Source organism: Gordonia sp. IEGM753, assembly GCF_050321825.1.
Classification (GTDB): domain Bacteria; phylum Pseudomonadota; class Gammaproteobacteria; order Pseudomonadales; family Pseudomonadaceae; genus Aquipseudomonas.
The window spans coordinates 156,555-177,361 of the sequence record NZ_JBNQGB010000006.1; the positions used below are offsets into that span (position 1 = coordinate 156,555).

Genomic DNA, 20,807 nt, shown 5'->3' on the forward strand with positions numbered 1-20,807 from the left:
CGAACTGGCAAAGGTTAACATCTGCAGGTGACAGAAAATCAAAATGACATCACCTTCTGTCCGTCATCTGATCTTGCCCCTTGAAGGAGCCGCCATGCCGATCGTTGTCGAGCCGCTGACCGAAGCCACTTACCAGGATCATCAGGACCTGCAAAAGATTTACCGCGACGCGCCAGACTGGCTGTTTGCACCCTTCGCCGGGGAAGTACAGCTGATTGAAGGCTGCTTGCGGGACGGCTCGCTGATCGCGGGACGCTTCAATGATCGCTTGCTGGGTGCAGCGCGCCTGCAAAGGCAGCCACAGGTGTGGCACCTGTCTCAATTGTGCGTGCGAAAAATCACCCGCCGCCGTGGTGTTGCCGAACGATTGGTGAACGAAGCGCGAAAATTGGCGTCGCAATCGGGTGCGACATTGCATTTGCTGGCACCTGCCGGACACCTTGAAGCACAAGCGTTGGCGGCCAAGCTGAAAGTGCCGCTGGATGTGCTCGCGACATGATCGCTGACCGGTCGTCCGCTTCGGAGCGCTATACTCCCCCGCTAAATTTCGAATTCGACTAACTACAAGGACTCGCCCATGAAAGCGTTCGGCAAAATCCTGGGTCTGGTGCTTCTCGGGCTATTGCTGATCATTGTGGCGCTGGGCTTTGCCCTGACCCACCTCTTTGATCCCAATGACTATAAAGACGAGATTCGCCAGATTGCCCGCGACAAGGCCCACATCGAGCTGACGCTCAATGGCGACATCGGGTGGAGTCTGTTCCCGTGGCTGGGCCTGGAATTGCACGAAGCCAGCGTCGCGACCCTGGTAAAGCCCACAGAGCCGTTCGCAGATTTGCAGATGCTGGGCCTGTCGGTGCGTGTTCTGCCGCTGCTGCGCCGTGAGGTGCAAATGAGCGATGTACGCGTTGAGGGCCTGAACTTGCGCCTTAACCGCGACAAGGACGGCCATGGCAACTGGGAAGACATCGGCAAGGTCCCCGCGCCGGCCATTCCGGCGACGCCAGCCACCACCGGCGAACCGGCGCCCGCCCCTGAAGCTACCGTGAAGGCTGAGAAGCCGCCTCAGCCTATTCGTCTCGATATCGACAGCCTGACCGTCAACAATGCACGGGTTGAATACAACGACGAGAAGACCGGCAAGCAATTCAGCGCCGAGAGCATCCAGCTCAGCACCGGCGCGGTGCATGACTCGACCAATATTCCGGTCAAGCTCACCGCATTTTTGGGCACCAACCAGCCAGTGCTGCGAGTGCGCACCGAACTCAACGGTGAGCTGCGCATCGAACGCGCATTGCAGCGCTACAAGTTCGAAGACATGAAGCTTTCCGGTGAAGTCGCGGGCGACCCGCTGCAGGGCAAAACCGTGACGTTCTCCGCACAAGGCCAATTGCTGCTGGATAAGGCGGCGAACGTCGCCGAATGGACCGGCATCAAGCTTTCTGTCAACCAACTGCGCGCATTGGGCGAACTGAAGGCCAACGACCTCGACAAAACCCCGCAAATCAGTGGTGGACTGTCGATTGCCCAGTTTGATCTGGCGAAGTTCGTCGACAGCATTGGCCAGACGCTTCCGGCCATGGCCGAGGGCAGCCTGAGCAAAGTTGAACTGGTAAGCCGCGTGGCTGCCACGCCGTCCAGCGTTTCGTTCGACAATATCAACCTGAAAGTCGATGACAGCAGCTTCAGCGGCCGCATTGCCGTCGAAGACTTTGCCAAGCAATCGCTGCGGGCAGTGCTCAAGGCTGACACCTTTAACGTTGACCGTTACCTGCCGCCAAAATCCGCCGAGGCCAACAGTGCAACGCAAGTGCGCCAGGCCGAAGTGGCCAGCACCGAAGCCGATGCCATGGCCGGCGCCGGCAGTACACCGCTGCCAGATAAACCGACCAAGGGCGCGTGGAGCACCGAACGTCTGTTGCCGGTTGAGCGCTTGGCCAAACTCGATGTGGACGCCGACCTGACCTTTGGCCAGCTGACCCTCGAGAAACTGCCGATCCAGAACGCTGCGCTCAAGGCCAGCGGCCAGGGAGGATTGCTGAACCTGGAGAATCTGCGTGGCGACCTGTATGGCGGCAACTTCGCAGCCAAAGGCACCCTTGATGTGCGCCAACAGGTGCCAGCTCTGAACATGCAGACCAGCATCAGCAAAGTGCCGGTTGAAAAAATCCTCGAAAGCCAGGGTAAAAATCCACCGGTCAAAGGTCTGGTCACACTCAACAGCAACCTGACCGGCAGCGGCAACAGCCAGAAAGCGCTGATCGACAGCCTTAACGGCAACGCCAGTTTTGTGATCAACAATGGCGTGCTGCTGAATGCCAACCTCGAACAGCAATTGTGCAAAGGCATCGCCACCCTCAACCGCAAAACCCTCAGCGGTGAACCACGCGGCAAAGACACGCCGTTCCAGGAGCTCAAGGGCAACCTGACCTTCCGTAACGGCGTCGCCAGCAACCCGGACCTGAAAGTGCGCATCCCCGGCATGACCGTCAATGGCGATGGCGACGTCGACTTGCGCGTGTTGGGTATGGATTATCGCGTGGGCATCATCGTCGAAGGCGACAAGAGCGACATGCCAGACCCGGCCTGTCAGGTCGGCGAGAAGTTCGTGGGCATTGAGTGGCCGTTGCGCTGCCGTGGTCCGCTGGAGCTCGGCGCCAAGGCCTGCCGTATCGATAACGAACGCTTGGGCCAGGTTGCCACCAAACTGGCAGGCGACAAGCTCAGTGAAAAAATCAATGAGAAACTTGGCGACAAAGTCAGCCCAGAACTGAAAAACGCACTGAAGGGGCTGTTCAAGCGATGAGAGCCGAGCAGTTTTCATCGGCGGTACTGGATTGGTATGACCGCCACGGCCGCCACGATTTGCCCTGGCAGCAGGGCATTACGCCTTATCGGGTGTGGGTCTCGGAAATAATGCTGCAGCAAACCCAGGTCAGCACCGTGCTGAACTACTTCGACCGATTCATGGCGTCGTTGCCGACGGTAGAAGCGCTGGCGGCTGCGCCAGAAGACGAAGTGCTGCACCTGTGGACCGGCCTCGGCTACTACACCCGCGCGCGCAATTTGCAGAAAACCGCGAAAATCATCGTCGCTGAATACGGCGGCGAATTTCCCGCCGACGTTGAAAAACTGGTTGAATTGCCGGGCATCGGCCTATCGACTGCTGGCGCTATCGCCAGCCTGAGCATGGGCCTGCGGGCTCCGATTCTGGATGGCAACGTTAAACGGGTGCTGGCGCGCTTTACGGCGCAAGAGGGTTACCCAGGCGAGCCGAAGGTCGCCAAGCAGCTGTGGGCGAACGCTGAGCGCTTTACCCCGCATGACCGGGTCAACGCCTACACCCAGGCGATGATGGATCTGGGCGCCACGTTGTGTACCCGCAGCAAACCGAGCTGCCTGCTCTGTCCGCTGGAAAAAGGCTGCGAAGCGCACATGCTAGGCCTGGAAACCCGCTACCCGATCCCCAAACCGCGTAAAGCCGTGCCACAGAAGCGCACGCTGATGCCGATGCTGGCCAACAGCGACGGCGCGATTCTGCTCTACCGTCGCCCTTCCACGGGCCTGTGGGGTGGTTTGTGGAGCTTGCCGGAGCTTGATGACCTCGACGACCTGCAACATCTGGCGTCGCAGCACTCTCTGGAGCTGGGAACGCAACAGGCCTTGCCAAGCCTGGTACACACCTTCAGCCACTTTCAGTTATCCATCGAACCCTGGCTGGTTCAGGTCCAGGAGTCCGCCCATCACATGGCCGAGGCCGACTGGCTCTGGTATAACCTCGCCACCCCGCCGCGCCTGGGCCTTGCCGCCCCGGTCAAAACCTTGCTCGAACGCGCGGCCGCCGTATTGAACGCAGGAGAGTTGTCATGACCCGCACCATCATGTGCCGCAAGTACAAAGAACAATTGCCCGCCTTAGAGCGCGCGCCATTCCCGGGCGCAAAAGGCCAGGACATTTTTGACAACGTCTCGGCCAAGGCGTGGGCTGACTGGCAGAAACATCAGACGCTGCTGATCAATGAAAAACGCCTGAACATGATGAACGCCGAAGACCGCAAATATCTTCAGGGCGAGATGGACAAGTACTTCTCCGGCGAGGAATACGCCAAGGCTGACGGCTACGTTCCGCCAGCGGAGTAATCCCGCTTTTTCAGGGGGCGGATCGTAAGCGACGGTAATAATTAAATATTTTTTGAAAACTTGCTTGACGACCCCCTGAAAAACCAGTTTAATGCGCCCCGTTGCCCAGATAGCTCAGTCGGTAGAGCAGGGGATTGAAAATCCCCGTGTCGGCGGTTCGATTCCGTCTCTGGGCACCAAATACCGAAAACCCTGAATCGCAAGATTCAGGGTTTTTTTATGCCTGGGATTTGGCAAATTCAGGCTGCGACGAAATATCCCACGCCTTCCACGTCTTCTTCCTCTCGGTAGCGTCCCGGTCTTCACACGTCACTCTAGGATTCGTCTTATTGAAGCCCGCCTCCTTACAACGTGAAACTTGTGCCGCAGCGATCTGCCTGCATTCAACGCTTCAATGTAAGGATACATTTCTTGAATACGCTTCTGAAAATGCTCACCCTGTCGACCCTCATTGCGACAGCCAGCGGCTGCGTCAGCTACAACCAGAGCCAACCGACGTCGGCGATCGACAGCACCGTAAAAGCAGACCTGAAAGCGGACATCACTGTTGGTGAGGCCATCTCCGGCCAGTCATCCGTCAATATCCTGTTCGGCGTCCTCAAGTTCGGTGGCGATTCTCAATTTGCCGATGGCGTGAGCTATGGCGGTCAGAGCGGTGGCTTGGGCGGTCTGGGCCTGGATCCAGTCACTGCAGTTAAATCGGCTGCCGCTTACAAAGCGGTAAAGTCCTCCGGAGCCGACCTGATCGTCGCCCCGCGCTACGAAGTGAGTGAAGAAAACTACTTCATCTTCAAGAAAGTCTCCGTCACGGTGAAAGGCAACAAAGGCAACATCGTCAGCATCCGCTAACGTCCTACCCCTAGTGATTGTGCAGTAAACCAACCTGTGCGCAGTGGCAAACCCCCGACACCGCGCGCGGCATTGCGCAAACAGCCGATAAAAACGGCTGTTTGCGGTTTTGAGTGTTGGGAGCCATTTCGTGCTTTCAGTCGGCGTCTTTACAATGATCAACGGCGCAACGCCGATCATTTCTGGCTTTAAATTCTCACACTAAAAAACCCGCATAACGCTGTAAATTTTCAACGCACTAAAAGGTCTGCGCTCACATCAGCGGTATTTATTCGTCGGCATTCCAATGAAAAACCAGATTGCGTGCAGTGCTGGTGCCGACATCCGTGGTGTTGTGCTGCACCTTGCCGTTGCGGGTCGCGGCAACCGTATATTTACCGGGCGGTAGTTGCACATAAACCAGCGGGCCGGCCTGATTCAGCTTCAATACGGTTTCACCTTTAGCCTTCTGCACCACCACATCCACATCCGGAACGTATTTACCCTCCGGCCCGATTGAAAACGTCATGTGCAGGTTGTAACCCGTCGCCTGCTGAATGGCTTTGGCCTCATCTTCGCCAATCCCCCCGGACAGGTACGCAATGCCATTTTGATCCTGACGCTGGATCTGCACGCCGGAACTGTCGATCGGCTCGCCAGTGGCGGCGTATGAATGGGCCGGCAGCAGCAAATAGCTGACCGCAACAAGCGGCAGAAAGAATGCAGTCAGGTGTTTCATGAGGGTTGCTCCCGGGCTCTGAATAACTGATTGCTATGCCTTTTTGATTGGCGACCGGGTGCCCAAGTTTTAGATTGATTGGTACTTGCACTCACTGCGAATCGGACTACACGCTGTATTGCTCAAGCGCTGACAGATTGTCCATCCGGTACCTGAAGGCTATTGTTGGCAGCTATCTGCCAAGGTCAAAAATCGATGAATGTGCAGGATACGCCCGAGCGGGCCGCAACGCTGACCGACCCGCCGCCAACCCCACAGCCCGGCGCGCCCTTCAAGGAGCACGCCGCAGACGGTTTCCTGCTGGGCGGCTTCACTTGGCGAAATGCCACTTGCGACAGCGCTCGCCCGGTCGCAATCATCAACGCCGCCACCTCTGTCCGCTGCCGACATTATTCGCGGTTCGCCGATTACCTGTTTGCCAATGGCTATGACGTCATCACGTTCGACTATCGCGGCATCGGCGAATCCCGGCCCGCGTCGCTTAAACACCTCGATGCTTCGTGGTCCGACTGGGGCACGCTGGACTTCGAGGCGATGCTAAAACGCGCTCAGCGTGAATTCCCAGGCCAGCCCATCGATGTCATCGGCCACAGCTTTGGCGGCTGTGCAGCGGGCCTTGGCGCCTCCGGGCATTTGATCAGACGCCTGGTTACCGTCGGCGCGCAATTCGCTTACTGGCGCGACTATGCGCCGGCTCACCGTTGGCGGATGTTCGGCAAATGGCATCTGGTGATGCCGCTGGTCACGCTGTTCTACGGCTACTTTCCGGGAAAACGCCTCGGCTGGCTTGAGGACACTCCCGCCGGCGTGGTTCGCGACTGGTGCACGCCCACTTCAACCTATGAGAAGCGCCCAAGCGGTCGTGCCATTCAGCAAAAGACCGGCGCCCTGCCCTTCGCCAACGTCACGGCGAAAACCCTGGCGATCAGCATCAGCGATGATCCTTACGGCACCATTCCAGCCATCGAACGCCTGCTCGGTTACTTCACGCGCGGCACGAATAGCCACTGGCGCATCACGCCCGAGGACATCGGCGAAAAAGAAGTCGGACATTTCGCCTTTTTTCGCAGCGCATACCAAGCCACACTATGGCCCATTGCATTGGCCTGGCTGCAGACCGGCGAACTGGCCCCCGATACCCCAGGGCGGCCAGTACCACGCAGCTGACCGATGCACTCATTCAACGAAATACGGAACGATGCCCATGGCCTCCGCCAACAAGCAGCAAAAACGCGCCACTCGCGCCAAAGCCAAGGCCAAGCAGAACCGCACCCAGCGAGCCGCCGCGCCGGTGGAGCTGGACCCGAACGATGATCGTATCGACTTCGAGTCGGTGGACTTGACCGAGCTGTTCAAGACCATGATCGATGCCGAAAAAATCAGCCAGCAAGCGATGTGCGCAGCCTTTCTCGAAGACCCATTGCTGACGCTGGTGTATGAGCAGGAAGGCGAAGAAGGCGCGATGGACTTCATCCTCGCGGCGCTGATCGAGTATCGCCAATGGTCGACCGAAGCAGACGAAGCCGGCGCATTGGCGTGGATCGAATCCCCGGCCTTCCAGGCTGACTACGTGGCGGCGTCCGACGCCATCGCGGCCCAAACCCAACAGAAAACCAACTGAGCTCCCATGGCCTCCCTGAACAAGCAACAGAAACGCGCCAAGCGCGCAAAAATCAAAGCCAAGCAGATCAACATCCACGGCAGAAAACCTGCCGATCTGGACGATGACCTGGGTGATATCGGCGAGCCGATTCCGGAGTACACCCTGGCAATGTTCAGCAAAATGCGCGACGCGGAGGTCATCAGCCGCAAAGAAATGTTGCTGGTCTTGTTGATCAACCTCGCCGCCATCATCAAAGACCATCCAGAATTGCTGGACATGGAAAATGCCGACAACGAAGCCATGGCCGCCACTCACCTGGCAGCCGACATGCTGATTGATTACCGCATGTGGGCGGACGGCATGGACCGCGACACCGCTCAAGCCTGGCTGACCGACCCGCAGTTCATTACCGACTTCACCGACACACTGGACGTTTATCGCCAGACGCTCGACGCGCCGGATGAAAAAACCGAGTAACGGCTGCCATTCGCAAATAAAAACGGCCGCTTGTCATCACTGACAGCGGCCGTTTTGCGTTACGCGGCGTGAATCAGTTCAGTGCCACCGCGCCACGTTTTTCCAGTTTGCGACGACGAGCCACGAACAGACCGGCAGCCACCACCAGCACGCTCAGCAAACCGGTCGCGAGGATTTCCACGCGGCGGGCTTCCTGGAACAGCATGATCGTCAGCACGCCGACGATGAACACAATTACCGCATACGTCAGGCCTGGGAACAGCCACATACGGAACTCGATTTTCTCGCCAGCAGCGTTGCGCTTCTGCCGCATGCGCAGTTGTGACACCGCGATGACGAGGTACACCAGCAGCGCGATTGCGCCAGAACTGGCCAGCAGGAATTCGAACACGGCGGCCGGGGCCACGTAGTTGGCGAACACGGCGAGGAAGGCTGCAGCGGTGGACAGAATCACTGCCCAGTAAGGCGTGCCGCTTTTGTTGGTGCGCTGGGACACGGCCGGTGCATCACCGCGTTTGCCCAGGGAAAACATCATCCGCGAGGCGGTGTAGAGCGCCGAGTTCAAGCAACTGGTGACGGCCACCAACACCACGAGGTCGACGATCAGCTTGGCGTTCGGGATGCCCATACGCTCCAGGACGGTTTGATAGGAGCCGACGCTGGTCAGGGCCGGATCGTTCCAGGGCACCAGTGCAACAACGATGAAAATCGACACCAGATAGAACAAACCGATCCGCCAGATCACCGAGTTAGTGGCTTTGGAAATCTGCTGGCCCGGGTTCTTCGATTCAGCGGCAGCAATGGTGACGATTTCGGTGCCCATGAACGAGAACATGGTAGTCAGCATGGCCGCCAACACGGCGCCCATGCCATTTGGCAGGAAACCTTGCGTGTCGAACAGATGCGAAACACCGCTGACCTGACTGGTCGGCAGGAAACCAAAGATTGCCAGAATGCCAAGGCCGACGAAGCCGATGATCGCCACCACTTTAATCAACGCAAACCAGAACTCGAACTCGCCGTAGTTCTTCACACTGAACAGATTGGTGACGGTCAGCAGCAGCGTGATGATGAGCGTGAATGCCCAGATCGCGACGTTCGGGAACCACGCATGCAGGATAGTGGCGGCGGCGTTTGCCTCCAGCGGAATGACCAACACCCAGAACCACCAGTACAACCAGCCGATAGTGAAACCTGCCCAGTGGCCAATCGCGCGGTCGGCGTAGGTCGAAAAAGAGCCAGTGTCCGGCGAAGACACGGCCATTTCACCGAGCATGCGCATGACCAGTACCACCAAGGTGCCAGCAGCGGCGTAAGCCAACAACACGGCGGGCCCTGCGGCAGCGATAGCATGGCCAGAACCCACAAAAAGACCAGCGCCGATAACCCCGGCGATCGACAACATGGTCACATGACGCGGTTTAAGCCCCTGTTCGAGGCCGTTAGAGCTTTGGGTACTGCTCATTGAAACTACCTTTGTAAGGAAAAGCGAATACGTGCATCCCGCTCGGGACTCCTTCTCGTAAAAAGAATCCAACGGGGCGTTCATTATTCTGCACGCAATAATTGCGCCAAAATGTTACAAACTCCCCAGGCACCGGGGCTGTAGCGAAACCGGCCAGTCATCGCAAGTCATTGAGATTAATGGCAATTTGCCAGAGCGTTACCCTGCGACCCACTCTAAGGACGAACCAGCGCACCAGAAACACACTTAAAAAATGCTGAACGCCCGATAAAAGTGCACATGAATGACGTTTGTCCGGTTAGCGCTTCCAACACCCCGCCAAAGCTGGCACCATCGCGCCCTTTTTTACCGGTCTGCCGCGATCAACCCCGAGCAAGTGCCCATTCGGTTGATAGCAGTGCGACAGTCTGCTGCGTCGATGCGACAACCTGCCACACGACAGCCGTTTACCGCCCGAAGCGCAGTTGGCTGCCATTCAGACGCTATGCTAGCTTGGCCGCCACGCCAGGAAGGCCGGCCACAGCAGGAGCAAAACACTATGAGGAACGCACATGGCTCAGGCCGCGCCCGCGCTTGAAATCCGCAACTTGCACAAACGCTACGGTTCGCTTGAGGTGCTTAAAGGCATCTCGCTGACCGCCCGTGACGGCGATGTGATCTCGATCCTGGGTTCCTCCGGTTCCGGCAAGTCCACGTTCCTGCGTTGCATCAACTTGTTGGAAAACCCGCACCAAGGCCAAATCCTGGTGGCCGGCGAGGAGCTCAAACTCAAAGCCGCGAAGAACGGCGAACTGGTTGCAGCCGATGGCAAGCAGATCAATCGCCTGCGCAGCGAGATCGGTTTTGTGTTTCAAAACTTTAATCTCTGGCCACACATGAGCGTGCTCGACAACATCATCGAAGCGCCGCGCCGTGTACTCGGCCAAAGCAAGCGCGAAGCGATCGAAGTCGCCGAAGCCTTGCTGGCCAAGGTCGGTATCGCCGACAAGCGCCATGCTTATCCCTCAGAACTGTCCGGTGGCCAGCAACAACGGGCCGCGATTGCTCGCACCTTGGCGATGCAACCCAAAGTCATCCTGTTCGATGAGCCGACTTCGGCCCTTGACCCCGAAATGGTCCAGGAAGTACTTAGTGTCATCCGCGCATTGGCCGAAGAAGGTCGCACCATGTTGCTGGTCACTCACGAGATGGGCTTCGCCCGCCAGGTGTCCAGCGAAGTGGTGTTCCTCCATCAGGGCTTGGTAGAAGAGCAAGGATCGCCACAGCAGGTGTTCGAAAACCCGCTTTCGGCGCGCTGCAAACAATTCATGTCCAGCAACCGCTAACGGAGCTACCCGCATGCAGAACTTCAAAAAAATCTTCCTGGCCGCCGCCGTCACCTTGGCGTTCAGCGCCGGTGCCGCCGCCGAGACCTTGAAGATGGGTATCGAAGCGGCTTACCCGCCGTTCAACAACAAAGATGCCAGTGGCCAAGTCGTCGGCTTCGACAAAGAAATCGGCGATGCCCTGTGCGCCAAGATGAAAGTCGAGTGCACCGTGGTCACCTCGGACTGGGACGGCATTATCCCGGCCCTGAACGCCAAGAAATTCGACTTCCTGATTTCGTCGCTGTCGATCACCGAAGAGCGCAAAGGCGCGGTGGACTTCACCGACCCGTACTACTCGAACAAGCTGCAGTTCATTGCACCGAAAAATGTCGACTTCAAAACCGACAAGGATTCGCTCAAAGGCAAAACCATCGGTACGCAGCGTGCGACGCTGGCCGGCACCTGGCTGGAAGACACCTACGGTGATGACATCAAGGTCAGCCTCTATGACACCCAGGAGAACGCCTACCTGGACCTGACCTCCGGTCGTGTCGACGCCATCCTCGCCGACAAATACGCCAACTATGACTGGCTGAAAAGCGACGCTGGCAAAAACTACGAGTTCAAAGGCGACCCTGTCGTGGAAAGCGACAAGATCGGCATCGCCGTGCGCAAGGGCGACCCTCTGCGCGAGAAGCTGAATGCCGCGCTGAAAGAAATCGTCGCTGATGGCACCTACAAAAAGATCAACGACAAGTACTTCCCGTTCAGCATCTATTGATTCTGACTTGCCTGGCTGGCGCCGTTCGCTGACGGCGCCAGCCCTTGGCATTGCCTGCCGCGATTTGAAAAGAAATCCATGACTATCGATCTCTACGGATTTGGCCCGGCGCTCGCCGCCGGCGCGTTGGTGACTGTGAAACTGGCACTCTCGGCCCTGTGCCTGGGGCTGGTGCTCGGGTTACTCGGCGCCTTGGCCAAAACCTCCCCGTACAAGCCGCTGCAATGGCTTGGCGGCACTTATTCAACACTGGTGCGCGGCATCCCGGAATTGCTCTGGGTGCTGTTGATCTACTTCGGTACGGTCAACCTGATGCGCGCACTGGGCGAGTTCTTCGGCAATCCCGACCTGGAACTCAATGCGTTCGCCGCTGGCGTTATTGCCCTGGGGTTGTGTTTTGGCGCCTACGCCACGGAAGTGTTTCGTGGCGCGATTCTCGCCATCCCCAAGGGCCATCGTGAAGCGGGCGTGGCGTTGGGCCTGTCGAAATTTCGCATCTTCACTCGCCTGATCATGCCGCAGATGTGGCGCATCGCCCTGCCCGGCCTGGGCAACCTGTTCATGATCCTGATGAAAGACACCGCGTTGGTATCGGTGATCGGACTGGAAGAAATCATGCGCCACGCGCAAATCGGCGTGACCGTGACCAAACAGCCATTCACCTTCTATATGGTCGCAGCGTTCATGTACCTGGGCCTGACGATTCTGGCCATGACCGGCATGCACTTCATGGAAAAACGCGCCGCGCGCGGCTTCACCAGGAGCACCCAATGAACTGGGAAGTCATCATCAAGTGGCTGCCGAAACTGGCGCAAGGTGCAACGCTGACCCTGGAACTGGTGGCCATCGCCGTGATTGCCGGGTTGCTGCTGGCGATCCCGCTGGGCATCGCTCGCTCGTCGCGACTGTGGTACGTGCGGGCATTTCCCTACGCCTACATCTTCTTTTTCCGTGGCACGCCGTTGCTGGTTCAACTGTTCCTGGTTTATTACGGCCTCGCACAGTTTGACGCCGTGCGTGAAAGCGCCCTGTGGCCGTACTTGCGCGATCCGTTCTGGTGCGCGACCGCGACCATGACCTTGCACACGGCGGCTTACATTGCCGAGATTTTGCGCGGTTCGATCCAGGCCATTCCGAAGGGCGAAATCGAAGCCGCACGGGCGCTGGGGATGTCCCGAGCCAAGGCGATGTTCTACATCATCCTGCCGCGTGCGACGCGCATCGGCCTGCCGGCCTACAGCAACGAAGTGATTCTGATGCTCAAGGCCAGCGCCCTGGCCAGTACCGTGACCCTGCTGGAACTGACCGGCATGGCTCGCACCATCATTGCCCGAACCTATTTGCCGGTCGAAATCTTCTTCGCGGCAGGCATGTTCTATCTGTTGATGGCATTCGTGCTGGTTCGCGGCTTCAAGTTGCTGGAGCGCTGGTTGCGCGTCGATGCCTGCCAGGGCCGTTGATTGCGAGGTGCTGACGGGCGAGAAGCTATCCGCCCGTTTCATGGCGCTTGATGCTTTTTTAATCGAGCATCAGGCGCTGTGGAAACCCCGACCGTTTACTCACCTGAAACTTCCCTGGGAAACGTCCTACCCCGACCTGGCTGCATGGCTACGCGGACGATCACTGGACGATGCGGAAAACAGTCACAACCAACCTCATCTACTCAATGCGCCGCAGCCGTTTGCAGCATTGGCGGCGTCATCGCTTGAACTGAGTGCAGTCGGCGATTTGCCTTCTCACACTTTCGAGGCCGCCGGGCATCGGCTGAACGTCGATGTGCCGGGCCGCAAGTGGCAACAGATAGAAGCGTTCGCCAGTCGACTAACGTTTTCCTCAAAACCCAGCCACTGGCTGGACTGGTGTTCAGGCAAAGGCCATTTGGGGCGACGCCTGTTGCAAACCCGGCAGCAACTGACCTGCCTGGAGTTCGACCCGGCGCTGGTAGCCAGTGGCCAGGCGCTCAGCCAGCGTCACCATTTGCATGCGCTACACCTTGAGCAGGATGTGCTCGCAATTGGCACTGCCTCGTTATTGAATGCCCGGCACACTCCCGTGGCGCTGCATGCGTGCGGTGATCTGCACGTGCGATTGATCCAGCTCGGCAGTGCGGCAGGCTGTAAACAAATGGCCATCGCGCCCTGTTGCTACAACCGGATCAGTCGAGACGCTTACCCGCCACTGTCCGCGCAGGCACAGCTATCTGACCTGCAGCTTTCGCTGGATGATCTTTCGTTGCCGGCAAGTGAAACCGTCACCGCCGGTGCTCGCGTCCGACGCCAACGCGACACGTCCATGGCCCGGCGATTGGCGTTTGACCTGCTGCAAAGGCAAGTACGTGGCGTGGATGAATACCTGCCAACACCTTCACTGCCGGTTGCCTGGCTGGACAAAACCTTCGCCGATTACTGCCAGCATCTTGCCTCGCTGAAAGAGTTATCCACAATTGGCCAGCAAGACTGGGCGGCACTTGAAACGGCGGGTTGGCAGCGACTGGCTGAAGTACGCAATCTGGAGCTGGTGCGCGGTCTTTTCCGACGACCGCTAGAGCTTTGGCTGGTACTCGATCGAGCACTTTTCCTGCACGAGCAAGGCTATACCGTGCGCCTCGGAACCTTTTGCGAAAGCCGCCTGACGCCGCGCAACTTTCTGTTATTGGCAGAGCGTCCTTAAACAGCGCATGCCTGTGGATAACTCTGTTGATGGAATTATCGTGGATCCAATATTCGCAGCTGTTTCAGCATTGAAACGGCACTGTTCATTTTTCGTACACCCGCATAAAAAACCGGAAAAACAGGCATTTGCGATCTAATGAGAACAGTTCCACAAATTTGAATTTTAAGACGTGCGCCAAACAGCGCGTTGTGCATAAGCCTTAAGCCAAAACAACATAAACGACGTTGAAAACCTCAACTATCTTTGCCAAGCGCCAGAATTCTCTGACCAAAACTTCAGCAAGGAGCTAAAGCATCATGAGCACATTGAACAGTGCGCAAGAAGCCGTTGATACCGTCGCCAACCAAGCCATTTACGCAGCCCTGCAGCAAACCTTCGCCGTGGGCGGCGCAATCATCAATAACGCAACAGGCGAAGTGATCGCCGCCCTGCACAACAACGTACTGATGCCGTTCCCCGGGAGTGGCACTGCCTGGTTTTTACCTCACGATCCTACGGCCCATGGCGAACGACAACTGGTGGATTGGTACTACGACAACGCCGTGCCTATGAACTTGCCAGCGCCCAACCAACTAACCGTCGTCACCACACTCGACCCTTGCGCCATGTGCGCGGGCTCGTTGCTGACCGCAGGCTTCAACGTCGCCGTCAGCGCAATCGATGACTACGCGGGCATCAACTACAACAGCCAGTTCAACTTTCCGTCGCTGCCACCACAAATCCGCCAACAAGCGCAGAACACCTGGGCTTACTACGCGATTGCAGCCCCCGTCAGCCGTGCTTATCAAGGCTCGAACAGCCCGGTATTCGGCGGACAGACCATCGATTCGGCGGCGTACTTCCTGACCAGCTCGATTTTCTCGGCCAGCGTCAACACCGTACGTACGGCCAGCAACAACAGCGGCCTGCCACCCGATCAACTGCAAAACCCCGCCACCCTCCCGACCAACAGCAAGGTGCGCCAGGCACTCACCGCCCTCAGCCCGTTTGCGCTGACGGTGCAATCTGCCAACCCGCGCGACCCCGGCGCAGAACTCGCCACGCCGTTGTTGCAAACGGCACAGCAAAGCCCCGAATTCAACGCCGTTGCCCTTATCGATCCGTTTGGCAACTTGCTGGTATGCCTGGGAGGCGAAGAAAACCTGTCGCCCATTCGCACAGCCTTCATGCAAACCACGCGTAACTACGCCGTGCTGCGCTGGACCTTGATGAACGACCCAGACCCGGCCGTTCGCGCCGAAGCCGAGCAGTACCTCACACATCCGAAATACGGCACCTTCGTTTTTCTCTACGCGCCCGACCCCACCACACCGCAAGCCGTGATGACCTTTGGCGCCTACGGCTCAACGATGGAAGGCCCCGTGCCACAAAGTTATCCGTCCAACCTGCAATACGTGCTATTGCCGGGCAACACCACGGCACAAGCCTTATCCACGCTGGCCCAGAACCTGCCGCCGTTCTACACCCAAAGCGTACAAGTAGCGCCCGCCCAAGTACTCAGCCAGGACCTGATAAACGCCGTCAAAAACGGCGTTTAGTGCCCTGAATTCACCGCCTCGGCCGGGCCCGCGAAACGCTTCGCGGGCCCGACATGAAGCTCATGCAAAAATAGTCTGAATTCAGGGGTTTACAGAACCAATCCAATCGCTATAATCGTCGCCCTAACACGCCGGTATAGCTCAGTTGGTAGAGCAACTGACTTGTAATCAGTAGGTCCCGGGTTCGACTCCTGGTGCCGGCACCATACAAGGTTCCATAGAAGGCTTTCAAAATCTCTGGAATCCCCGAAAAACCCGCCTTCTGGCGGGTTTTTTCGTTTTGGCGTTCCATCGGTTTCCGTCAGAAACTGGTGGATTCCAACCGTTTTAAGGGTAGTGTTAGGGGTAAGGTAATTCGATAAAGGGGGAGTACCCTTATGTCGCGCACCACTGCTCCACTCTCCGATTCGGCTTGCCGCTCAGCCAAGCCCACCGACCGCGCTTACAAGCTTTTCGACGGCGACGGCCTCTACCTTCTAGTCCAACCCAATGGCCGTAAAGGCTGGCGTCTCAGGTATGTAAAACCTGATGGCCGCGAAGGACTGACCTCGTTCGGCAGCTATCCCGTGGTCGGCCTCGCTGATGCTCGCAACAAGCGCCTGGAGGTCAAGCGGACGCTGGCGAAAGGCATCGACCCCATAGAGACCAAACACCAAGCCAAGACGCAGGCCGCAATCAAAGGCCGAACCTTTGAAAGCGCCGCACTGGACTGGCACAAAGCGATGTCTGCCAAATGGGCTCCGGGCCATGCTAAGACCGTCCTGAGCCGCCTCAAAACCCATGTCTTCCCGCTGATCGGCGCTCGCTCTATTATCGATCTGGACACCCATGACCTGATGCAACCTCTGGAAGCGATCCAGAAACGCGGCACGATTGACGTCGCTTTAAGGGTACAAAACGACCTACAAAGCATCATGCGCGAGGCGAAACGTGCTCGACAGATCGCGGCCAACCCTGCCTCCGACCTTGAAGGTTTGATCAAAGCCCCGAGGGTGATTCACCGCCCTGCTTTACCCTTATCGCGTCTGCCTGAATTGCAGGAGCGTATCGACACCTACAGAGGCCGCGCACTTACCCGGCTGACGGTCATGCTCTCGCTGCATGTGTTCGTCCGCTCCAGCGAACTGCGCTTCGCCCGCTGGAGCGAGTTCGACCTCAAGCGCGGCACCTGGGAGATACCCGACACTCGACCCGCGCTGGACGGAGTACCCTTTTCTACTAGGGGTACGAAGATGGCAGGGGATATCCATTTAGTCCCCTTATCGCCGCAAGCCGTGGCCCTGCTTGAACAGATCCACGCCCTCACCGGCAAATTCGACCTGGTGTTTGCAGGCGATGCCAAGCCTTGGAAACCCATGTCTGAAAACACGGTGAACAGCGCACTCAGGAAGATGGGGTACGACACCAAAGCCGAAATATGCGGGCATGGCTTTCGCTCAATGGCCTGTAGTGCGCTGATTGAATCTGGACTGTGGTCCGGGACCGCCATTGAAAGACAGATGAGCCACAAGGAGCGCAACAACGTCCGCGCCGCTTACATCCACAAGGCCGAGTTCATCGAGGAGCGCAGGCTGATCATGAACTGGTGGAGCCGGTACCTGGAGGCCAACCGGCAGGAGCATGTCACTCCACACGAATTCGCGAACCAGACAGGAGCGAACGTCACTCGCCTAAAAGCAAAACGTGGCGCAACTGAGTAAGCGCTCGGTCTTCATATCTCAGCGATCCGCTTGTCCACGCGGGTCCATCCAAACAGGGCTGCAAAGCCGCCCTGTTTGGATGGACCTCACTTAAAAAATCTAAAGCCCACGCAACTATCTGTGGAAAACCACTGATTTCCACCGGTGGATAATTTCATCCACAGCCGCAGAACGCCTGAAAACTCGATCCTTGACCCGAATTATCCACAGGCGTAGAAAAGATCGGGCAAAGCGCTGTCGTTGACAGCAACCCAGGTAGCCAGAACCTTTAAGGCTACGCCACACCATGGTGGTTCTCCCAAAGTGCGATTAGCGTCCGGCGGCTCGTACGGTCACAGCGATGTGATGGATGCCTACTTTTACCAGTGTGCCCACTGCGGCAACTAATACCCCTTTATAGCTGCTCTGCAGCAACCTGTCCGCGTGGCCATTTCCTTGCGCCAACCTGCGCCCGTCTCTTTCTTCCGGAAAGAGACGGGCGCTCCTACCGCTGCTGCAGCCCAACTCGTACAAGGCTTTGCGGCATTTCCCCTCGTGACAATCGGCGTGACAAACACCGAAGTCACCAACAACAGCGATGCAGATGATGGTGCCGCAGCCCAGGGAATGGACTGCACCTGACTGACAGTCAGGTATGCCCCAGTCATCACCTCACTGCCTTCACCCGACTCAGGATCTCGCGGCGCTGGTCTCGTCAAACAGTGCAGCCTCCACCCGCCCACTTCTTCGGAAGTGCTCAGGAGGTCAGATCATGAGATGCCCAAGCTCCCGGTCGTAAGGAGCCGCTAGTCCCGCGTTAGTGGACAACCCTCACAGGTCGCAGGGGCCTTGATCCCTGATAACACTAAACATTCGTGGCGGGATGACGTGGGGAAAGACTTTAAGGGTTTGGCTTCGATAGGAGTTTGACCAATGGCATTGGTAGGTAGACGTGACGGACGCAATTTTGGCTACGGCCGGCAACTGAGTTATGCCGGACCACAAGCATTGCGAGATATGTTTGGCGGTGGGCATTACGGGACGGTCAAGGCGCACAGTGATCGCTGGCAGGAGTTTGTGCGCTGGTGTCGGTCTAAGGATGGGCCAGGCTTCAATGATGCGCGGCAGATTGATCGACAGACCTTGTTGGACTACGCCGGACATCTGCGTCAGGAAGTTGAACAAGGTGTTATCGGCATCGCCACCGCGCAGAACCGATTGTCCAGCGTGAACCGGACGATGGCCGCGCTTCGCGGTGATCAGTATGTGAAAGTGCCGAGTCCGAGCAAGGCGATAGGACGGCAGCGTACCAGTATCCGCACCGTGCCACCGCAAGGCCAAGGTCGTGAACACGTGAAGCGGATCGTCGACGCCCTCTGCGAACACCAGCCGCGCGCTGCGGCCATTGCGCAGTTGGCACGAGCCACCGGCATGCGCTTGCGTGAGGCCATTTTGGCCGACCTTCCTCGACTGCAACGTGAAGCCGAGCAAATCGGCAAGATCAACATCCAGGACGGCACTAAAGGTGGCCGCTCGGGAGCCTCGGCCCCTCGCTGGATCACGGTGGATGAGCACATCCGCGACGCACTGGCATTCGCTCTTCAAGTCTCACCTAGCGGTAGTCGCAACCTGTTAGCACCGGACGAAAGCTACCTTGATTTCAAACAGGGCACCGTCCGTCCTGCTCGGGACATTCTTCATAAGCACGGACTTAAAGGCTTTCACGAATTGCGGGCGGCCTATGCATGCGAACGCTATGAGCAAATCACCCATCATCCCCCGCCCATCAACGGTGGCCGTTGCTACCTGCTCGACCGATACCTCGATCAGGAGGCCCGAGTGCAAATCAGCTATGAGCTGGGGCACGGCCGTATCGACGTGGTATCGGCTTACATTGGCGGTCGAACATGAGCAAGCCATTCGATATGGAGCTTTTCCTGGCGGGCATCCTGACCGGAGCGCATGCCACACGCGAGCGTCACCTACGCCAAGCAAAGGCCATTCAAGCGGCGATTTCCAATCGCTGGCACCGCGACAATCCATGGACCTGGCAGCGAAAACATCTCGCCTGGTTTCTAAATCAGCACCTGAACCAGCGCTCCGAGTCGACGCGCTATTACTATCTGCTGACCATGCACTTGCTCGCTCTTCGCTTAAGAAAATCCTGGCAGTTCAACCGCTAGGCGAAGGTAAGCAACCGGTCAGGGGCGACATTCGGATGAGAGCGTATTAGGTGCGTTTGCGCCCTTTTTGACCCCGCATCTATTTGAACCACAAGGTTTCGCTGACACACCTCTTGAAACGGTAATCTAAAACCGCTACCGCGAGTTAACCTGCAGCAAAATTTAATCGGCCGAATTTATAGAGGGTAAGTTGTTTATATGCTCAACCCGACATTAATTAAGATATTTTCTTGTCTTAATATCTTTAGTGCTGTGCAAACTCTATCCTCAATTGCACCTTTACCTTTTATGTAAATTATTTGCGATAATTTATGATTCTGTATATCTGAAAGGTGATCGACATACATTGCATCATAATGCTCGGAGTAGTATCCAACACTCGACCCCAATTCGTTAAGTGCCATGATGGTTGCGAGCTCTTCATCGCTGAGCCGGTCATTCAGAAAGTCCAGATACTGCTTGTTTGCCTCGTTATACTCTAGCTTAAATGAGTCCTGAAAGCTTCCTGAGTGCTCGTTGAGATTAAAGCGGAGTTTGAATAGCTCTCTCAGCTTTTTAGGATCACAATGAGAAATAGTGTTATCTATCCCTATGTATTGCGAGAACTCCCTGTGGCCCTGAATAATATTCAAAGCTTCGCTGTATTGGCGCGTGCCAAGACTATGGCGAGCGATAATTTTTGCCTTTAGGACGTCAAATGATTTGTTGGAAGCTGCCCAAGTGGAGCGCGGAGGTAGTTCTTTAGCTATCTTCTCTAGATCGCTTCTGGAAAGAGCCCTTGTGTATGTGTTAGTGGCATACTCGGAATAGAGCCGATCAGAAAGCATCTCAATACTTTCCATCAAATCAGTGAGACCAGCATATGCGACTGTGAACCGGCGCAACCCGATAATGGACTGATCAGTGAGATGTTTCACACCACTCTGTGAATATGGATACCTAAAAGTTTCCCCATTGGGATCCATTTCAAAGAAATCCATTACAATAGGCCGACAAGAACTTACCAATTCAGCATAGCGACTATCGCACTGTTCAGTTATATTTTCGAGCAATCCCCAGAGAATCGCCAGATCGTGAGTCTTAATGATCTTCTCATCTGAAATAGAAATACCTTTACGGATACGACCTACTTTTCTTAGTTGAGACTTAATGAATAGTTCGATTCTATGGCGGGCGCAAAAAACTATCGGGTAGATTAGCGTATCAGCAGTCCCGCCTGATAGAACTGCTTGACATAGAACCGTGACAGCCTCATCAAATCCATCAGAATATGTTGAGTGATCCACCCATCCATTATTTCCGACGCAGGCATTAAATTGAAAGTCGTCATCGGTATCGAAAGTTGAATTTGCCATAAGTTCGCTCCAGGTTTCCTCGAAGGTTCGACCAGACTGC

General features: G+C 56.9%; 20 protein-coding genes and 2 tRNA genes. 19 read left to right on the plus strand and 3 right to left on the minus strand.

Going from position 1 to position 20,807, the window contains the following annotated elements:
- The first annotated feature begins 94 nt into the window (after positions 1 to 94).
- The 6 genes from ACQR3R_RS24680 (at position 95) to ACQR3R_RS24705 (ending at position 4,988) form a co-directional block, all read left to right on the plus strand.
- Positions 95 to 499, plus strand: coding sequence for an acetyl-CoA sensor PanZ family protein (locus ACQR3R_RS24680; protein WP_428276315.1), 405 nt, complete (start codon positions 95 to 97; stop codon positions 497 to 499).
- 78 nt (positions 500 to 577) lie between these two features.
- The gene (locus ACQR3R_RS24685) at positions 578 to 2,806 is read left to right on the plus strand and encodes an AsmA family protein (protein WP_428276317.1); all 2,229 of its coding nucleotides are present in this window, start codon (positions 578 to 580) and stop codon (positions 2,804 to 2,806) included.
- Positions 2,803 to 3,870: an A/G-specific adenine glycosylase gene (gene mutY, locus ACQR3R_RS24690; protein ID WP_428276319.1), complete on the plus strand. Its 1,068-nt coding sequence runs from the start codon at positions 2,803 to 2,805 to the stop codon at positions 3,868 to 3,870. The genes ACQR3R_RS24685 and mutY overlap by 4 nt, the downstream gene beginning before the upstream one ends.
- Complete coding sequence (locus ACQR3R_RS24695) at positions 3,867 to 4,139, plus strand: oxidative damage protection protein (protein WP_428276321.1); 273 nt, start codon at positions 3,867 to 3,869, stop codon at positions 4,137 to 4,139. Before mutY ends, ACQR3R_RS24695 begins: the two co-directional genes overlap by 4 nt.
- A 103-nt stretch (positions 4,140 to 4,242) precedes the next feature.
- Positions 4,243 to 4,318, plus strand: a tRNA-Phe gene (locus ACQR3R_RS24700).
- Positions 4,319 to 4,550: 232 nt separating this feature from the next.
- Complete coding sequence (locus ACQR3R_RS24705) at positions 4,551 to 4,988, plus strand: hypothetical protein (RefSeq protein WP_428276323.1); 438 nt, start codon at positions 4,551 to 4,553, stop codon at positions 4,986 to 4,988.
- Between the two features lie 268 nt (positions 4,989 to 5,256).
- Here ACQR3R_RS24705 and ACQR3R_RS24710 read toward each other — a convergent pair whose 3' ends face one another.
- Complete coding sequence (locus ACQR3R_RS24710; protein ID WP_428276325.1) at positions 5,257 to 5,706, minus strand: hypothetical protein; 450 nt, start codon at positions 5,704 to 5,706, stop codon at positions 5,257 to 5,259.
- Positions 5,707 to 5,901: 195 nt separating this feature from the next.
- On the opposite strand from ACQR3R_RS24710, the gene ACQR3R_RS24715 reads away from it, so the two are divergent.
- The 3 genes from ACQR3R_RS24715 to ACQR3R_RS24725 are packed head-to-tail and all read left to right on the plus strand — an operon-like array spanning position 5,902 to position 7,786.
- Positions 5,902 to 6,873, plus strand: a complete 972-nt coding sequence (locus ACQR3R_RS24715) for an alpha/beta fold hydrolase (protein WP_428276326.1) — start codon at positions 5,902 to 5,904, stop codon at positions 6,871 to 6,873.
- A gap of 37 nt (positions 6,874 to 6,910) precedes the next feature.
- Complete coding sequence (locus tag ACQR3R_RS24720; RefSeq protein ID WP_428276328.1) at positions 6,911 to 7,327, plus strand: hypothetical protein; 417 nt, start codon at positions 6,911 to 6,913, stop codon at positions 7,325 to 7,327.
- 6 nt (positions 7,328 to 7,333) lie between these two features.
- Positions 7,334 to 7,786: a hypothetical protein gene (locus ACQR3R_RS24725; protein WP_428276330.1), complete on the plus strand. Its 453-nt coding sequence runs from the start codon at positions 7,334 to 7,336 to the stop codon at positions 7,784 to 7,786.
- 73 nt (positions 7,787 to 7,859) lie between these two features.
- On the opposite strand, the gene gabP is transcribed toward ACQR3R_RS24725, so the two are convergent.
- Positions 7,860 to 9,251 carry a GABA permease gene (gene gabP, locus ACQR3R_RS24730; RefSeq protein ID WP_428276332.1) on the minus strand — a complete coding sequence of 464 codons (1,392 nt, stop codon included), beginning with the start codon at positions 9,249 to 9,251 and terminating at the stop codon, positions 7,860 to 7,862.
- A 551-nt stretch (positions 9,252 to 9,802) separates the two neighbouring features.
- On the opposite strand from gabP, the gene ACQR3R_RS24735 reads away from it, so the two are divergent.
- The 10 genes from ACQR3R_RS24735 to ACQR3R_RS24780 all read left to right on the plus strand — a co-directional run bounded on the left by ACQR3R_RS24735 (position 9,803) and on the right by ACQR3R_RS24780 (position 19,412).
- The gene (locus ACQR3R_RS24735; RefSeq protein WP_428276334.1) at positions 9,803 to 10,576 is read left to right on the plus strand and encodes an ATP-binding cassette domain-containing protein; all 774 of its coding nucleotides are present in this window, start codon (positions 9,803 to 9,805) and stop codon (positions 10,574 to 10,576) included.
- Positions 10,577 to 10,589: 13 nt separating this feature from the next.
- Positions 10,590 to 11,339: a transporter substrate-binding domain-containing protein gene (locus ACQR3R_RS24740; protein WP_428276336.1), complete on the plus strand. Its 750-nt coding sequence runs from the start codon at positions 10,590 to 10,592 to the stop codon at positions 11,337 to 11,339.
- 78 nt (positions 11,340 to 11,417) lie between these two features.
- Complete coding sequence (locus ACQR3R_RS24745; RefSeq protein ID WP_428276338.1) at positions 11,418 to 12,113, plus strand: ABC transporter permease subunit; 696 nt, start codon at positions 11,418 to 11,420, stop codon at positions 12,111 to 12,113.
- The gene (locus ACQR3R_RS24750) at positions 12,110 to 12,799 is read left to right on the plus strand and encodes an ABC transporter permease subunit (protein WP_428276340.1); all 690 of its coding nucleotides are present in this window, start codon (positions 12,110 to 12,112) and stop codon (positions 12,797 to 12,799) included. The genes ACQR3R_RS24745 and ACQR3R_RS24750 overlap by 4 nt, the downstream gene beginning before the upstream one ends.
- Positions 12,780 to 14,009 (plus strand): methyltransferase, encoded by a 1,230-nt coding sequence (locus tag ACQR3R_RS24755; protein WP_428276342.1) that lies wholly within the window; start codon positions 12,780 to 12,782, stop codon positions 14,007 to 14,009. Before ACQR3R_RS24750 ends, ACQR3R_RS24755 begins: the two co-directional genes overlap by 20 nt.
- Positions 14,010 to 14,308: 299 nt before the next feature.
- A complete protein-coding gene (locus ACQR3R_RS24760; protein ID WP_428276344.1) occupies positions 14,309 to 15,550 on the plus strand; it encodes a hypothetical protein in 1,242 nt (413 codons plus the stop codon).
- 130 nt (positions 15,551 to 15,680) lie between these two features.
- Positions 15,681 to 15,756, plus strand: a tRNA-Thr gene (locus ACQR3R_RS24765).
- A 171-nt stretch (positions 15,757 to 15,927) separates the two neighbouring features.
- Complete coding sequence (locus ACQR3R_RS24770; RefSeq protein ID WP_428276346.1) at positions 15,928 to 17,250, plus strand: integrase arm-type DNA-binding domain-containing protein; 1,323 nt, start codon at positions 15,928 to 15,930, stop codon at positions 17,248 to 17,250.
- A gap of 912 nt (positions 17,251 to 18,162) precedes the next feature.
- Positions 18,163 to 19,140: an integrase domain-containing protein gene (locus ACQR3R_RS24775; protein WP_428276348.1), complete on the plus strand. Its 978-nt coding sequence runs from the start codon at positions 18,163 to 18,165 to the stop codon at positions 19,138 to 19,140.
- Positions 19,137 to 19,412: a hypothetical protein gene (locus ACQR3R_RS24780; protein ID WP_428276350.1), complete on the plus strand. Its 276-nt coding sequence runs from the start codon at positions 19,137 to 19,139 to the stop codon at positions 19,410 to 19,412. The genes ACQR3R_RS24775 and ACQR3R_RS24780 overlap by 4 nt, the downstream gene beginning before the upstream one ends.
- 194 nt (positions 19,413 to 19,606) lie before the next feature.
- Here the strand turns inward: ACQR3R_RS24780 and ACQR3R_RS24785 are convergent, their stop codons facing one another.
- On the minus strand, positions 19,607 to 20,767 hold the full coding sequence (locus tag ACQR3R_RS24785; RefSeq protein ID WP_428276352.1) for a hypothetical protein: 1,161 nt from the start codon (positions 20,765 to 20,767) through the stop codon (positions 19,607 to 19,609).
- Between the last annotated feature and the right edge of the window lie 40 nt (positions 20,768 to 20,807).